The sequence below is a fragment of the Flavobacterium daejeonense DSM 17708 genome (assembly GCF_000425425.1).
In the GTDB taxonomy this organism is placed as follows: Bacteria; Bacteroidota; Bacteroidia; order Flavobacteriales; family Flavobacteriaceae; genus Flavobacterium; species Flavobacterium daejeonense.
Genome location: NZ_AUDK01000002.1, coordinates 216,296 through 233,161 on the forward strand (window position 1 = coordinate 216,296; position 16,866 = coordinate 233,161).

Consider the following 16,866-nt stretch of genomic DNA (forward strand, 5'->3'; position numbering starts at 1 on the left):
TATTTTAGAAACCAATACTGTTTCCGCCATCAACAGGCAGGATAGTTCCGGTTACATATTTAGATTCAGCTGTAGCAAAGAAATAGGCGGCGTCGGCAATATCATCCGGTTCTCCTAAAAATCCCATAGGAGTTCGTCCTAAAACTTTGTTTTTTCTTTCCGGATCGGTGTCCAGTGCTTTGGCTGACATTTTAGTTTTGATAAATCCCGGAGCAATACAATTAACACGAATTCCAAATTGTGCTAATTCGACTGCCATAGCTCGGGTCATAGCTTCAATAGCTCCTTTGCTGGCTGAGTATCCGATGACTTTTGGGATTCCGTATTGCGAGGCCATAGAACTGATATTGATAATACTTCCGTTATTTTGTGTTTTCATGTTTTTTACTACTTCACGGCTTACAGCAAAAACACTTAAGAGATTGGTGTGAATCACGGATAGAAAATCTTCGTCAGTAACATCGGTGAATTCTTTTTTTAAATTGATTCCCGCATTGTTAACCAGAATGTCTATTGGAGCTTCTTTACAAAGTTCGGCAATCATATCAGGAATTCCTTCCAGATTATTTAAGTCAAAAATAACCGGAATAGCATTTGAGCCTATTTCGGAGCAGGCTGCTTCGGTTTTGTCTTTGGTTCTTCCTATTATATAAGTCTTAATTCCGTTATCGCATAATTTTTTTGCAGTGGCAAAACCCAAGCCTGAGTTTCCTCCGGTTACAATGGCTGTTTTTGTCTTCATTTGTGTGTTGTTTAGATTTTATGTCAAAAATAGTTGATTTTTTTTATGGATAATTATTTTCTGTTGTTGTGCGGGTTTATGCTTGAAATTTATTTGGTGTAGTGGTTTGATTTTTAGCTTTTTACTTTTTTTTGGATTGGTCGAAGATTAAAAAATAATGTTAGTGTTTATTAGGCTGAATGTTTTTAAAGCATTTAATCTTACAAAAAAAGAATGTAAACAAAGTGTTAAAGATGTTATCCTGTTGTTTACTGAAGTTTTCTAAAAAAATATAAAATAAGTGTTAATTTGATATACATGGCTTTTTGATTTTTAACAATATGTTAGCAATATGCTTTAGTTTCAATAAATATAGAGGATTTGCTATTGCTAAAATAATAACATAAAGAATGTGTTGTGTGTATTTATTATGTTTTTTTTTTATATATATAATAAAAAACAGGATAGTGCAGGATAGATGTAAAAAGTTGAACCTATAAATTTGAAAAGTTAAAAAAAACACAAATTAATTTATTCACCATTTTATAAAGCTAACCAAATAATGAAGAGAAAATTTAACTATTTATTAATTCTACCGCTGCTGGCTCTATTTGCCAGTTGTAGCCGAGACGCTTTTAATGAGTTCTATGGGCGTCCGGATTATCTGGAAGATCCTATTTACCAACAACTGGATGCCAGGGGGAATTTTAAGAACTTTACTGCTTTAATTGAGAAAGCAGGTTATAAGGATATTTTAAGTAAATCAGGCTATTGGACGATGTTTGCGCCTAATGATGCTGCATTTGCAAAATATTTTCAGGACAACGGAATTGCTGATGTAAGCGCAATTGATGCAGCTACAGCTTCTAAAATTGTAAAATATGCCTTAGTTTATAATAAATTTAGAGAAGATCAACTTTCAGATTATCAATCCTCAAGAGGATGGATTGAGAATAGCGCATTCAGAAGAAGAACAGCTTTTTACGATGGCTTTGTTTCAAAAACAATCAATGGCCAACCTAAAATAATAGTAGGTTCTAACAGGAATGGAGCATCTTATTATGTTTCAGGAGATAATAATAATAAGTATGTGACTTATTTTGCTGAAGATTATTTTACAGAGCGAGGTTTGACTGCAAATGATTTCAATTTCTTTTATCCTGGTGCAGAATATACCGGTTTGAATCTTTTTGAAGGAAAGGTTACTGAGGCAGATATTGTTGCTGAAAATGGAGTGATTCATGAGGTAGATCAGGTAAATCTACCAAAACTAAATTTAGACCAATACTTAGAAGGGAATTCTAATTATAGCACCTTTCGAAGTATAATGGAAGATTACTTAGTTAAGTATGTTTTTGATCAGACAGCAACAACAGCTTATCGCAATTATACAGGACAGCCAGATGATGTCTTTGTGAAAGTTTATGATCCAACCCTTGCTTTTGCTCCTAATAATGAGAATTATTTAAAAGCGGAAGATAATGATGGTCAATCGGAAGCTTACACTATGATTGTGCCTGAAAATAATGCTTTACAAGAATTTATAGATACGGTGTTGTTGAAGCATTTTGATAACATAGCTCAGTTGCCAATTTATGTTTTTCAGGATTTCATAAATGCTCATATGATTCAGGGGGCCGCATGGCCTTCCAAATTCGGAGATTATAATAATTATTTAAAAGAAGATTTAAGATTCAATATCAATACTGATATTACCGATAAAAAAGTGTTGAGTAATGGATTCTTCTATGGTTCAAGTAAAGTTCAACATTCCGATTTGTTTTATAGTGTTTATACTTCGGCTTATTTAGATCCTAAATATTCTTTTGCAACCAGAATTTTTAATGATGGTTCGGGGTATAGAGATATGATTAGTAATATTCATCAAAAATTCACTATTTTCTTGCCTTCGGATAATGTTTTAAGAGGTTTAGGTTTTGAGTATAATTCACTTCGTCAGGAATGGGTTTATGTGAATCCTTCTAATGGAACAGCTGACGGAGCTACAGCAGCAAGAAACCGATTGGTAAGATTATTATATAACTGTATTGTTTATACACCTAATGGGGAATTGGATAATATTGCGAATTCTTCAGGAGTAATTCGCACAGGAGATTATGATCTTCCGGGGGAATACATCAGATATGACAATAATAGAATTCAGGCGGCAGGTAATATTGAGAAAGGTACTTATGCTAATATAGTAGGTAGTGATGTTCAGGAAAACGGAACAGCTTATTACATTGATAATGTACCACAATTTTCTATCGATTATCCTGGTTTGCAAGGTAAAGTAATTGAGCGTTTGGCAACTTCAAATACTGAGTTTAATAGTTTTTTTCAGTATCTAAAAAATTCTTCAGTCTATAACAGTTCTACAGGGAAAATTGAGGGAATTGAACTAGGTACATCCTGTACTTTTGTAGTTCCTAATAACGCAGCTATTGCCAAAGCAGTCTTAGATGGGGAACTTCCGGCTTCTAATAATCCCGGAACTGCAGGAGAAAGAGATGTTGTGGCTGATTTTATCCGTTACCATATTATTGTTAACGCAACAGCTTCAAATGACGGATTGGTTACCGGTTTACGTGAAACCTTAAGGAAAGATGAATTTGGAGAAAAAACTTATGTGAATATAGCGAGTTCAGGAGGTTCATTGTCTTTTAAAGATGGTACACCTGAAGCTTCTTCAGGTGGAAATCCAGCGGCTAATTTTATTCTGGCCAGTAGTAATAACTTAGCGGATAGATCCTTAATTCATTTAGTAGATAACTATCTTAAATTCCCTAAACCTCAGCAATAAAATGAAACAATATATTTATAAAATTACATTTGCTATATTATTTTTGGCAGCCTTACCGGTAATTGCGCAACAGCAGCAAACAACTTTGTTGGTTCGTGGTCAGGTAATTGATGCAGCTGACAATCAAACGATTCCAGGGGCAACGATTGCTGAACAAGATTCAGACAATAGAACCGTAGGAGGTGTTGTGACCGATTTTGATGGAAACTTTGCTATTCGTGTAAAAAACCCAAATAATAAATTACAAATATCAACTATCGGTTATAAAACGAAAACGGTATCTATTAATGGAAAAGCTTCTATTAAAATTTCCTTAGTATCCAGTACGGAACAATTAAAAGAAATTGTGGTAAGATCAGAAAAAATGTCTGATAATGGTTTGATGAGTATTGCCGATCGTAACCGTACTACCGCTGCGGTTTCTATTAACGCTGCAGATTTAGAGAATACGCAGGCAGCTTCTATTGATGAGGCTTTACAAGGGCGTATGCCAGGTGTTGATATCGTTGCGAATAGTGGTGATCCGGGAGCTGGGATGCAAATCCGTATTCGTGGAACCTCTTCTATTACAGGTTCTTCTGATCCATTAATTGTGGTGGATGGAATGCCTTATGAAACATCTGTTCCGGATGATTTTAATTTTGGTTCGGCTGATGAGCAAGGTTATGCGGCTTTATTGAACATTGCTCCTTCAGATATTGAAACGATTACCATTTTGAAAGATGCTGCTGCAACGGCAGTTTGGGGAGCTCGTGCTGCCAGTGGGGTGTTGTTGATTACTACCAAACGTGGAGCTGTAAGTGCACCAAAAATTTCGTATAGCTTTAGAGGAACCTATTCAAAGTTACCTCCAACGATTCCAATGTTAACAGGAGATCAATATTCACAGTTGATTCCGGAGGCATATATGAACAGAAACGGAGTGCCTTTGAATACACTTACGGTTAAAGAGTTTCAATACGATCCACAAGATGTATATTATTATAAAAATTACAGCCAAAATACCAATTGGATAGATGCTATTACGCAAACTGCTTTAACAGGAGATCATAACCTTTCTTTACAAGGAGGAGGAGAAAAAGCAAGGTATTTTACTTCTGTGGGGTATTATAAAGGTAGAGGAGTTACTATTGGAACTGGTTTAGAGAGATTGAATGCCCGTTTGAATTTAGATTACGTAGTATCAGATCGTATTCGTTTTCGAACAGATATTGCTTATACCCATTCGGAAACCTTACGTAATTATGTAAATAGTTATGGTACTACAGATAGAGACCGATTAAGAGGGGTCGCTTATACTAAAATGCCTAATATGAGTATTTATGAATATGATGAGATGGGCAATTTAACACCTAATTATTTTACTCCGGCTGCCAATGTACAGGGAACCTATTCAGGGACTTATAACCCGGTAGCCATGGGCGAGTATGCTTTAAATACCCAAACGGAAGACCGTATTGTGCCTCACTTTAATGTAAAAGTGGATCTTATTCCAGATAGATTAATTTCGACTTTTGACATACAATTTGATTTCAGAGGATTAAAAGTACACAACTTTTTACCTCAGAGTGCAACCGGTAGGCCATTTACAGAATCAGTGGTGAACAGAGCGGGAGACTCGGATTCTGATGGTGTTGGTATTACAACAAAAACTAATTTTGTTTATACACCAAGTATTGGAAAGAATCAGACCTTACAGGCCTTATTGTCTTTGCAGTCTAATGATTATCGTGGCTCTAGCCATTATGTAATGACAACTAATACTGCTTCTTCTTTATTGACTGATCCTTCTGTTCCCGGAAGGACATCTGGTTCAGGAACTGCTTTGTCAAACGGAAATGGACAATCAAGAGATGTAGGTGCTTTAGTAAGCTTACAATATGGATTGTTAGATCGTTATATTGTTAACGTAGGTTTACGTGGCGATGGGAATTCAAAATTTGCTGCTAATAACCGATATGGATTGTTTCCATCTATTTCTACCCGTTGGAGAATTTCAGGAGAGAAATTTATGGAAAAATTTACCAGTATTGATGATTTAAGTATGCGTTTGAGTTATGGTCATTCCGGTAGAGCACCGCGTTATGATTATCGTTTTTTTAATGTATATGATAATTACAATACTCAATATTTAGGACTAAACGGAGTTGTTCCCGGTAATATGGAGTTAAGTAATTTACGATGGGAAAAATTAATAGGTACTAACTTAGGTTTTAACTTGCAAATGTTTAATAAGCGTTTGTCTATAGATGCTGAGATTTATCGTAATACAACTAAAGATATGTTGTTTAGAGATCTTGATATTAGTTCGGTTTCCGGTTATTCTAGTATTTCTGATCAAAATGTTGGTAGTATGCAAAATCAGGGATGGGAGATTGGTTTAAACAGTACTCCTTATAAATCAAAAAAATGGAGAGTAGATTTTAATTTTAATATTTCTGCTAATCAGAACATAATTAAAGAGATATCAGAGTTTTACCCAAGTGAGAGTGGAAATACGGACAGAAATGGGCAGTTTAAACGTTTTCTTCAGGTAGATAATCCATTTGGTTCTTTTTACGGATATCGTTTCAAAGGAGTTTATACTGATTTAGAAGCTACAAAAGCCAGAGATGCTGCCGGAAACGTTATTATAGGACCAAATGGTCAGGAAGTGTTTATGCGTTTTAATTACCCCGCAGTTGATTATACATTCCAACCAGGAGATGCAATTTATGAAGACATTAATAAAGATGGTAATATAGACAGTCGTGATGTGGTATATTTAGGAAACAGTAATCCTAAATTAGCCGGAGGTTTTGGTCCCTCAATAAGTTATGATAAATTTAAATTGTTGATGTATTTTACCTATCGTTTGAATTATGATATTGTAAATGGCACTGAAATGAATACGACTAATATGTACGGATGGAGTAATCAAAGTACAGCTGTCTTATCAAGATGGCGTAATCCTGGTGACGTGACTGATATGCCTAGAGCTGTTTTTGGTTCAGGATATAACTGGTTAGGTTCCGATCGCTATGTTGAAGATGCTTCTTTCTGTCGTTTACGTTCGGTAACACTTAGTTATAATTTAGGGAAAAAATTGTTGAAAAAGTTAAATTTAGAAGATCTTCGTTTTTGGGTAACTGCTGATAACTTATACACATTTACGAAATACACAGGTCAGGATCCTGAAGTAAGTATGAAGGGTGGAGATCCTTTTGGAATTGCAATCGATGGAGAAGCTACACCACCTACTAAACGTTTCACATTTGGTTTAACAACCCGTTTTTAATACAAAATATTTGATTTATGCAAACTAAAATAAAAACAATAATAGCCTTATTTATCCTGTTTGTTTCGGCAAGTTCCTGTGATAATTATCTGGATTTACGTCCTGAGAATGGTATCGTACGTGATGAATTTTGGAAAACAAAAGAAGATATACAGGCTGCTGTAATAGGTATTTATTCCTCAATGTTGAATTCACCACCTGATGTTAGCGATTTAACATTGACTGAATATCTTTTTATGTACGGAGAATTAAGGGGTGATATGTTGCTTGCCGGTCCTAATGTAAGTGAGGATCAAAGAGATATTATGAATGCGAATATTATCGCTTCTAATGAATTAACATCCTGGGCTGCTTTTTACAGAACCATTAACTATTGTAATACGGTAATCGATTTAGCTCCTGCTGTACGTAGTGAGGATCCGACTTTAACTCAAATGCAGTTAAATCATTTTCTTTCTGAAGCTTTGGCGATAAGAGGGTATTTGTATTTTACTTTGGCTCGTACTTTTAAGGATGTACCTCTTAAATTGAAAGCTACTTTGACTGATCAGGATAATTATCAAATTCCTGTAAGTACTCAGGCAGAGGTTTTTGCTCAGGTAATTAAAGATTTAAAATTAGCTGATGAATATGCTGTTGAAGATTACGGAGATAATGCTTCAAACAAAGGACGTATTACTTCTTATGCTATTAATGCAATGTTGGCAGATGTTTATTTATGGACAGAGAGCTATCAGGAAGCTTATGATGCTACTAAAAAAGTGACGGATTCAGGAAAATTTGCTTTAATAGAAGCTTCTGCTTCAACCTGGTATAATAGTGTTTTTGCTGTTGGAAATTCTTCGGAAAGTATTTTTGAGTTCCAATATACCAGTTCAAATTTGCCTCCTTTTTATAACATCTTTTTACAAAGACCACAATTTAGAGCCGGAGCTTTGGTGATGGAAGAGGTATTCGGAATTGATTTTGATGATCCGGTAAATACAAAGGATATTCGTGGTGACAGAGCTTCATTGGTTGGTGCTACTGGAGAAATCTATAAATTTACAGGATTGAATAATGAAGAGCGTAAAGCGTTACAGGATTCAGATACGCATTGGTTTGTATATCGTTATGCTGATGTATTGTTAATGCAGGCAGAAGCTTCGGCGAGATTACAAGGACAAGGTCAAGAAGGTAAGGGACAAGAGGCACTTGATATTATTGCAAATCTTAGACTAAAGCGTAAAGCACTTCTTCAAACAGAACAGAATGTAAGTGCAGGAGATCCTGATGGTATAATTGATTATATTTTAGCGGAACGTGCCAGAGAATTGGCTTTTGAAGGGAAACGTTGGTATGATGTGTTGCGTGTTGCTCGCGCTAATAATTATGCTCGTTTGAATTTATTAATTGATTTAGCGGTAAAAACTGCTCCGGCCAATCAGCAACAGTCTATTATTGCTAAATTAAGAGATTATAATAGTCATTATTTACCAATTAATACTTACGAACTTTATACCAATAAAGCTCTTGAGCAAAATCCATTTTATAAATAATAAAAAAATTAAGTCATGAAAAGATTATTAAGATTACCTAGTGTGTGGAGACTTACTTTGTTGTTTTTGATTGCTTTGGTGTTTCAAAGCTGTTCAGAGCAAAAAATAAAAGAAAGTACCGATGAAACTCCAAATATTACAGAGTTTATAAGAGCTAATCCGGATTATTCCCTGTTTTTAGAAATTTTGGATATTACTAATTATGCCTCCTTTATGAATACCTATGGGACTTATACGATGTTTTTGCCTACCAATGAGGCGGTACAGGAGTATATGAGTGATTTGGGAGTAAATTCTTTATCACAAATTCCATTAGATGATTTACAGGCTTTGGTTAAATTGCATATTCTTGAGCAAAAAATTAATACTACGGAATTTACTGACGGAAAGTTGGCTACTCCAAGTATGTATGGACAATATTTGATAACTGGTGCTGCAAATAATAATAATGTTTCCAGTACAACTGTCAATAAGACAGCAAATGTTGTTGTTTCTAATATTGAAACAGGTAATGGAATTATCCATGTAATTGATCAGGTTTTACGTGTAGCTACTAAAACTTTGGCAGAGCGAATAGAAGCTGATCCAAATCTTTCTTTATTCACAGAAGTTTTAAAAGCGACCGGATGGTATGAAAAACTAAATCAGCCTATTACTTCGGATGAGAATAATGTAAGTAACTTTCTTACGGTATTAGCGCAAACAAATGAAGTGTATAATACTACCACTTGGAAAAATCCTGCTAATGGACAAACAATAACTTTGAATACGATAGAGAATTTAAAATTAAGATATAGTAAACCTATTGGGAATAATCCGGCGGATCCTACTAATCCAGCTGACAGTTTGAATTTATATGTGCAATACCGTATCATACCAGGATTAAATTATTTGGCTGATTTTGCTACTACTCCGGTATTTTTAACAAAAGCACCTCTGGAAGTAATTAGTTCAAAATTAAAAGGGCAGGATATTTTATTGAATGAGGATGTTTTCAATGGTGTTCTCGAAGAAGGTGTTGGAATGATAAGAACACTAAGTGATGAGACCTGTTCCAATGGAGTGTTGCATTATGTAGATGGAAATTTCTCTATTAAAAAACGTTTACCATCTCCGGTTTATTTTGATTTGTGTGACCAGCCTGAATATGCAAACAATACCGCAAATTACAGAAAGGACGGAGGATTAAGTTTTGGATTTAAAAAAGGAGATATGGCTGATGTTATCTGGACAGGAAGTAGTAGTTATACTTTAGATTGGAATCCTTATGGAACTGCTGCTAATGGAGATCTATGCAGAGTTTTCCGTTTCCGTGTAGGTTCGGGAGGATTAAATGACATTGAGTTTACTACTCCGGTAATTATAAAAGGACGTTATAAAATTTGGGTTTCTTATTGTCAAAATCCTAGAGCTTCTACTGATACCAAGGTGTTTTTTAATGGTGTGCAAACCTCCAGACTTATTAATCAGCGTGAGTATCCAAATGATCCGGCTAATCTTACAAGTGGTTTGACAGACAGGGTGCTGGAGTCTCAGGGGTATAAGCGTTATATCTTCCCTTATGTTCACTCTAGTCGTTTGTACTCCAGATTAGCAGGTATTGTAGAAGTGGAAACAACCGGAAGACATAAAATTAAATTTGTTACTACTTCTTGTTCCGGTTGTGGTGGTGGAGATGCTGACAGATGGGATGTTGTGGAATTCCGTCCGGTAGATATGGATCAAATATGGCCAAAATTCCGAGCAGGTTATAAAAGTCAACCAGGAGTTTCTAGTGGGAACGATTTAAATGGAGATTATTTGATTTCCAGAGAAGAGGCTGACAAAGGAGATAACGGAAATAATGGTTATTAAAATTATAATTGAATATAAGTACAAACTAATCAACAAAAAATGATATCATTAAAAAATAACTATAAAAGATTATTTGCCGGTGTTTTAGCACTGGCAGTAATCTCCTGTTCTAATCCTTGGGATGATCGTGAAAACAATGACGATGCCAACCTGAGTGTTACTTTAACAGAAGCAATTTCTAATAGTTCTGAAATTTCGCAATTCGCAGCTTTATTAAAAGAAACAGGTTACGATAAAGTATTAGCTGCATCTAAGACTTATACCGTTTTTGCTCCTACTAATGCTGCTATGGCTGAAGTAGATACTGCTATATTGGATGATGCTGATGCATTGAAACAATTTGTAGCTAATCATATTGCTTTAACGGCTTATTCTTCGGTGCGCTCTGAAGATGTTCGTGTAAGAATGTTAAGCAATAAATATTTGGATTTTGAAGGAACTTCTGATATAGATGGAGCTACTATTATTACTGCGGATCATTATGCAGCAAATGGTGTGTTTCATATTATTGATCATGCCTTAACCCCAAAATTAAATATTTGGGAATATGTAAATTCTCAGGCAGGTACCTCGGCTATGGCGGATTATTTATTGAGTTTAAAAGAGTTTAGTATTTATGAATCAGATATTGATGCTAAAGCTTTGTCTGAAGAGGAAGGTGCGGGATATCGTGCCGATTCATTGACTAATTCTTATTTAAAGAATGTGTATAATTTGAATAATGAAAGAAATAATTATACGCTTTTCTTAATGAAAGATGCTGGTTATTCTACAGAAGTTAATAAGATGAAACCTTATACTATAAAAGTATCTAATGATGTTACGGTAGATTCTACAGCGATATATGCGGGTTATTTTACTTTGAGAGATTTGGCTTTTGCCAAAAAATATAAAAAGAGTGAATTACCGGCTTCCTTAGTGTCGCAATTTGGAGTGGAAGTGCCAATTGATCAAACTAAAATTGTTGAAGAAATTCATTTAAGTAACGGAATTGTTTACATTATGGATCAGGTGGAAGTACCTCTTAGCAGTCGTTTATTAACAAGACAGATTGAAGGAGAAAAAAATATTAGTTTTATTAATGGTCCTCGAAGTGCAATTAAATATCGTGATAAGAAGGATAATTCATTAGCTTTTTATCCAGAACCAACATTATTTTATGATGTAATTGTGACTAATCCAGGTACTGGGAGATTTATGCTTGATTATAATGCAAAAGATTTGTACAGTACAACTTATAAAGTGTATTGGAGAGCAATCAATGATTTTCAGACTAATGTTATCAATCAAAGTTTAAGAGTAGCCGGGAAATTTAAGTTTGAGGGAGATACAAGAACAGTTTCTGATTTAGTTGAACATTTTGATCCTGTAGCTGTTCAACCAAATGTTTATACTGAAGTTTATATTGGTGAGTTTACATTAGATACGGCACGTAATTTAGATTTAATATCCTTAATTGCTGCAGATAATACAACTAACGGAAATAACTCACTTACATTGGATTATTTGAAATTTGTTCCTCAAGTTAAACCTATACCATAATATACTATAAAAAATTAGTTATGCTAAAAAATATAAAAATAAGCTGCTTAGCGAGTCTTTTTTTTGCCGGTGGTCTTTATGTACCAATGTATGCGCAGGAAACTCAAAAGCCAAAAACTACAGCAAATACAACTATAAATAATAAAACAAAAGGGATTTTGGTAAAAGGGGTGGTTAAAAGTGCTGCCACTAATAAAGCCTTATCCGGAATCAATGTTGCTGTAGAAGGGTTCTCTTCAGCAATTACCAATGATGATGGAAGTTTTGAAATTAAAGTACCTAATTTGGAAGCTTTACTTAAAATTAGTGGGGAAAATTACCAAACTGAAGTTCATCCTTTGCGTAATCAGAAAGACGGAATTGGAATTTATTTAAGTGAGCCAAATTATGCAGCTGCTTACCAAATTGCAGATATGGCACAGGGTTCTAAAATGCAATACAACAATACCCATGCTGCCACCGTAGTTGATTTTGATAAAGACCAATGGTCTAATCCGCTTAACGAGGCCGTAGGAGGTTTTCTTCAGGGAAAAGTAGCAGGTTTAAATACAGTGCGTAATTCCGGAACCCCTGGTGCAGGTAGTTATTTATCACTTCGTGGAATGACCTCCTTGTATGGAACTAATAAACCATTGATTGTTGTAGATGGGATGATCTATGATGATGAGGATTATGGTTCAGGAATTATTCAAAATACTTCTTCATCACCATTAGCTAATATTGATGTAAAAGATATTGAAGATATTACCGTAATTAAAGACGGATCTTCATTATATGGAACTAAAGGAGCTAATGGAGTGATCAAGATTACTACAATACGCCCAACAGAGTTGACTACTAAAATTGATTTTACGATGTATGGCGGAGTGAATCAGACTCCGGATCAATTACCATTATTGGGAGCTAATGGGTATCGTACTTATATGTCACAATTAGAAGCAAGTAGAGGTTTGACACAGTCGCAAATTGCTGCTTTGCCCTATATGAATGATGAGGTAGGATCAACCGGCTATTATACTTATCATAATAATACGAATTGGCAGAATGAAGTCTTGAAATCCAGCGTAAATCAAAATTATTATGTTAAGATTCGTGGTGGAGATGATATTGCAAAATTCGGATTGTCGGTAGGTTATTTGGATAGTAAAGGTACTATCGATAAAACAGAGAGTAAGCGTTACAGTACCCGTTTGAATGCTGCATTAAAATTGACTAATAAATTAACTGTAGATGCTAATTTGTCTTTTGTTCAAAATCAGCAGGATCAGTGGAATCAGGGAGCTTCTTTTACAAGCCCGTTATATTTATCCTTGACAAAATCGCCTTTGCTTGCTAAGCAATTAGTTGATGATGTCGGTGAGGTTTCTCCTAATTTAGCGGATGTAGATTATTTTAACATTGGAAATCCTAATGCTATTTTACAAAATGGTTTTGGATTGAATAAGAACTATCGTTTCTTTGGTGATTTGAAATTTACTTATGCCTTAAATAAAGATTGGGATATCAACACCATTTTAGGTTTGACTTATAATAAAGAGAGAAAAACTTTCTTTATTCCGGACTATGGTATAGCTTCTTTTGTTTTACCAACAGCTATTGGCACTAATCAATCCGGTAGTGAGGTTCAGGTTTACAAAAGTATTTATACCGATACTTATGCTAATTATATGAAGCATATCAATAATGATCATAATTTTAATGCCCGTTTTGGGGTTCGAACCCAAAGTAATAAATCGGAAAGTGATTTAGGTTTAGGTTATAATTCATCAACAGATGATTTTACTACTGTAGGAGCTAGTTCTAGCTTGTTGCGTCAGATTGGTGGTGCTTTAAATGAGTGGAATTGGATGAATATTTATGCTAATGCTGATTATAATTATCGTAATAAATATTTCCTGACTACTAATTATGCTGTAGATGGTTCCAGCCGTTTTGGAGATAAAATGAATGGAGCTAATAAATATGCTTTGATGTCCTCATTGTCAGGAGCCTGGATGGTTTCTTCAGAAGGATTTATGAAAAATATGAAGGCTGTTGATTATTTAAAATTGAGAGCTAGTTATGGTTACAGTGGAAATGATGATATAGGGAATTTTGCAGCTCAACAATATTATGTGTCTCAAAATTTTCTTGGAATGCAAGGTTTAGTAAGAGGCAATATTGCAAATCCAGACTTAGAATGGGAAACGGTAAAGAAATTTAATGTAGGTGTCGATTTTGGGATTTTTAACGAAAGATTAAATGCTTCCATGGATTATTTTACTAACAGGACTCGTAATATGATTGTTTATAAATCAATCCCAAATGCAACAGGTTTTGATTATATGCCTGTTAATAGTGGAGCAATGCGTACTACCGGTGCTGAATTAGCATTGAATGCCCGTGTTATCAAATCTACTGATTTTACTTTTGATTTGGGTATTAATCTGAGTCGTTATAAAAATGAAATACAAGGCTTACCTGATGGTGATATCTTGACTCAGTTTGCTGGTGCTACTTATTTGACTTCAGTGGGTAAGGATGCTAATTTATTCTATGGCTTGAAATCTTTGGGTGTGTTTAGTACTACTGCAGAGGCAAATGCTGCAGGTTTAAATAAGCGTTTGGAAAACGGTAATTTAGTTCCATTTGGGGCAGGGGATATGCATTATGCAGATGTTGATGGTAATAATATTATCGACGAAAATGACCGCATGGTAATTGGAAATCCAAATCCGGATTTAACAGGTAATGTTTCGGCTAATTTTACTTATAAGCGTTTTAGTTTACAGGCTCTGTTTAATTTCTCAGTAGGAAATGATATCTACAATGGGTTACGTAATAATTTAGAGAAAATGAGTGGTTACGAAAATCAAACTGTTGCTGTAGCTAATCGATGGAGAGCCGAAGGTCAACAAACGGATATTCCTAGAGCAACCTGGGGAGATCCAATGGGGAATGCAGATTTCTCAAGTCGTTGGATTGAAGACGGTTCTTACTTAAGACTAAAAACCTTAGTTTTAGGTTATGATTTTAAAGTGAATGATGCTAATTATGTTAAGTATATTAAACTTTATGCAACGGCTAATAACCTGCTAACTTTTACGAAGTATTTAGGTTATGACCCTGAGTTTAGTCCTACTTCATCAATTTTTGGACAGGGAACAGATATTGGTTTAGCTCCACAGTTCAGAACACTTCAGTTAGGATTACGTTTAGGACTATAATTTTTTAATTCAAGAAACAATTTACAGATGATAACAACAATTAAAACAAAAACTACTAAGGGAATTATATCAGTGGTGTCAGCAATGACACTACTGTTAAGCCTTGGTTCCTGTCAGGATTTTTTGGATGTTCAACCGGAAGATAAGTTAGCAGAGGAGCAGATGTATCGTAATGTTAATGATGCCGATGCGGCCGTAATAGGGATTTATGGGAAATTTATGGGATTAGCTAAAAAATACGTTATTTTGAATGAAATGCGTGCCGATTTGATGACGACTACTGCTAATTCCAGCCCTTATTTGAAACAATTATCAGAGCATAATGAAACCGCTGATAATCCTTATGTTAGTCCTAAGGATTTTTATGAATTGATTCTTAATTGTAATGATGCTTTAAAGAATTTCGATATTATGCTTGCTGAAAAAAGATTTAAGCAGGAAGAGTACAATCAACGTTATTCGGATATTGGATGTATTCGTTCCTGGGTGTATTTGCAGTTAGGAATTCAATACGGCAGTGTTCCTTATATAACAGATCCTATTGAAAATATTGATGATGTTAAAAATATTTCTAAATATCCAAGAATTTCATTTAATCAATTAATTGAAAATTTGGTTGATTTTACGGAGAATTTACCTTTCAAAAAACCTTATCCTGAAGGCACTAATTTGAGAACCTCTGTTGATGGATACAGTACGGAATATTTTTTTATTAATAAAGAATGTCTTTTAGGTGATTTGAACTTGTGGAAAGGAGATTATCTTATGGCGGCTTCTTACTATAAGAAAGTGTTGGAAACTTCCACCGGTGCTGCATCTTCAGCATATTTGTTTGATAAATACCGTTTAAGTTGGTCTGCTGCGAATATAATGGTTAGTTATATAAGTGGGCGTGAATTAGATACTAATGGCTTGTTAAATTCTGATACTGAGGGATGGAGGTCTATTTTTTCGAGACCTGTAGATGCACAGTGGACTTATGAATGGATTTGGTCTCTTCCTTTTGATAGTGAATTTGCTCCTGCTAATCCTTTTATTTCGTTTTTCTCTAAAAATTCAGGAGATTATCAGGCAAAACCATCACAAAGTGCTATGGATAGATGGAATTCAGAAACTCAGACTAATGGTTTCCCTTATGATGCCCGCGGTCCTAAATACACTTATAAAATGGTAGGTGGTGAGCCGGTTATCATGAAGTATCTTTATAAATATGAATCGGCTGGCGATCCTTTTAAGACAGAAGGAGATTGGTTTTTATATCGTGCTGCTAAGTTACATTTGCGATATGCTGAAGCGGCTAATAGGGATAATGAGCATAGAATTGCTGATGGTATATATAATAGAGGTGGAATTAGAGGAGCTTTTACTCGTCCAGGTCTAAATACTGGTTCAGATGATGTTACGAATGAGATGCAAACTCATAAGCCATTTCCTTATGATTTTAAATGTCGTGAAGGTCAATTTCCTTATTACAGAGATGATTGGTATCGTGCTTCATTAGGAGTTAGAGGTAGAGCAAATTTACTAAGAAAAGAAGTTGTAGGTGATAGTTTGATTTCTATAGAAAATAATCTTATTGATGAGGCAGCATTAGAATTGGCTTATGAAGGAAACCGATGGGAAGATTTAGTGCGTATTGCAAGACGTAGAAATGACCCTTCTTACTTAGCGAATAAAATTTACGATAAGTTAAGTAAAGAAGGTAATGCTGAAGCTGAAAATGTAAAAGCTAAATTAATGAATCCAGATAACTGGTACCTGCCTTTTAACTGGTAGTTTAAATAATTGAATATTGTAGTGAAAAGCCGTCCTTGATACATTAGGGCGGTTTTTTTATTGTCCTACCGCATTTTTACCAACTCTTTTTTACCACATCACCACCCAAAAAAAATCTCAAAGCCGCTTTAGAATTCAATTCTAAAGCG

The 16,866-nt window shown here is 34.8% G+C and carries 8 protein-coding genes; 7 read left to right on the forward strand and 1 reads right to left on the reverse strand.

All coding sequences use genetic code 11. From position 1 onward, the window contains the following. Positions 1 to 4: 4 nt before the first annotated feature. Entirely contained in the window at positions 5 to 742 is a 738-nt protein-coding gene (locus tag H599_RS0102810; RefSeq protein WP_026712727.1) for an SDR family NAD(P)-dependent oxidoreductase, read from the reverse strand. Between the two features lie 541 nt (positions 743 to 1,283). Between H599_RS0102810 and H599_RS0102820 the strand changes: the two genes are divergently transcribed. The 7 genes from H599_RS0102820 to H599_RS0102850 are packed head-to-tail and all read left to right on the forward strand — an operon-like array spanning position 1,284 to position 16,717. Continuing rightward, positions 1,284 to 3,524, forward strand: coding sequence for a fasciclin domain-containing protein (locus H599_RS0102820; RefSeq protein ID WP_026712728.1), 2,241 nt, complete (start codon positions 1,284 to 1,286; stop codon positions 3,522 to 3,524). Position 3,525: 1 nt separating this feature from the next. Next, positions 3,526 to 6,801, forward strand: coding sequence for a SusC/RagA family TonB-linked outer membrane protein (locus H599_RS0102825; RefSeq protein WP_026712729.1), 3,276 nt, complete (start codon positions 3,526 to 3,528; stop codon positions 6,799 to 6,801). Between the two features lie 17 nt (positions 6,802 to 6,818). After that, entirely contained in the window at positions 6,819 to 8,339 is a 1,521-nt protein-coding gene (locus tag H599_RS0102830; protein ID WP_026712730.1) for a RagB/SusD family nutrient uptake outer membrane protein, read from the forward strand. A 15-nt stretch (positions 8,340 to 8,354) separates the two neighbouring features. After that, on the forward strand, positions 8,355 to 10,193 hold the full coding sequence (locus tag H599_RS19110) for a fasciclin domain-containing protein (protein ID WP_081810493.1): 1,839 nt from the start codon (positions 8,355 to 8,357) through the stop codon (positions 10,191 to 10,193). 39 nt (positions 10,194 to 10,232) lie between these two features. Continuing rightward, positions 10,233 to 11,735: a fasciclin domain-containing protein gene (locus H599_RS0102840; protein ID WP_026712731.1), complete on the forward strand. Its 1,503-nt coding sequence runs from the start codon at positions 10,233 to 10,235 to the stop codon at positions 11,733 to 11,735. A gap of 20 nt (positions 11,736 to 11,755) precedes the next feature. Beyond that, complete coding sequence (locus tag H599_RS0102845; RefSeq protein WP_026712732.1) at positions 11,756 to 14,941, forward strand: SusC/RagA family TonB-linked outer membrane protein; 3,186 nt, start codon at positions 11,756 to 11,758, stop codon at positions 14,939 to 14,941. Positions 14,942 to 14,968: 27 nt separating this feature from the next. Continuing rightward, on the forward strand, positions 14,969 to 16,717 hold the full coding sequence (locus H599_RS0102850; RefSeq protein WP_035141071.1) for a RagB/SusD family nutrient uptake outer membrane protein: 1,749 nt from the start codon (positions 14,969 to 14,971) through the stop codon (positions 16,715 to 16,717). Positions 16,718 to 16,866: the final 149 nt, after the last annotated feature.

What these genes read in the sequence shown, in the direction of transcription:
- H599_RS0102810 (WP_026712727.1), bottom strand. Translation starts at nt 742, where the DNA reads ATGAAGACAAAAACAGCCATTGTAACCGGAGGAAACTCAGGCTTGGGT.
- H599_RS0102830 (WP_026712730.1), top strand. Translation starts at nt 6,819, where the DNA reads ATGCAAACTAAAATAAAAACAATAATAGCCTTATTTATCCTGTTTGTT.
- H599_RS19110 (WP_081810493.1), top strand. Translation starts at nt 8,355, where the DNA reads ATGAAAAGATTATTAAGATTACCTAGTGTGTGGAGACTTACTTTGTTG.
- H599_RS0102825 (WP_026712729.1), top strand. Translation starts at nt 3,526, where the DNA reads ATGAAACAATATATTTATAAAATTACATTTGCTATATTATTTTTGGCA.
- H599_RS0102845 (WP_026712732.1), top strand. Translation starts at nt 11,756, where the DNA reads ATGCTAAAAAATATAAAAATAAGCTGCTTAGCGAGTCTTTTTTTTGCC.
- H599_RS0102840 (WP_026712731.1), top strand. Translation starts at nt 10,233, where the DNA reads ATGATATCATTAAAAAATAACTATAAAAGATTATTTGCCGGTGTTTTA.
- H599_RS0102820 (WP_026712728.1), top strand. Translation starts at nt 1,284, where the DNA reads ATGAAGAGAAAATTTAACTATTTATTAATTCTACCGCTGCTGGCTCTA.
- H599_RS0102850 (WP_035141071.1), top strand. Translation starts at nt 14,969, where the DNA reads ATGATAACAACAATTAAAACAAAAACTACTAAGGGAATTATATCAGTG.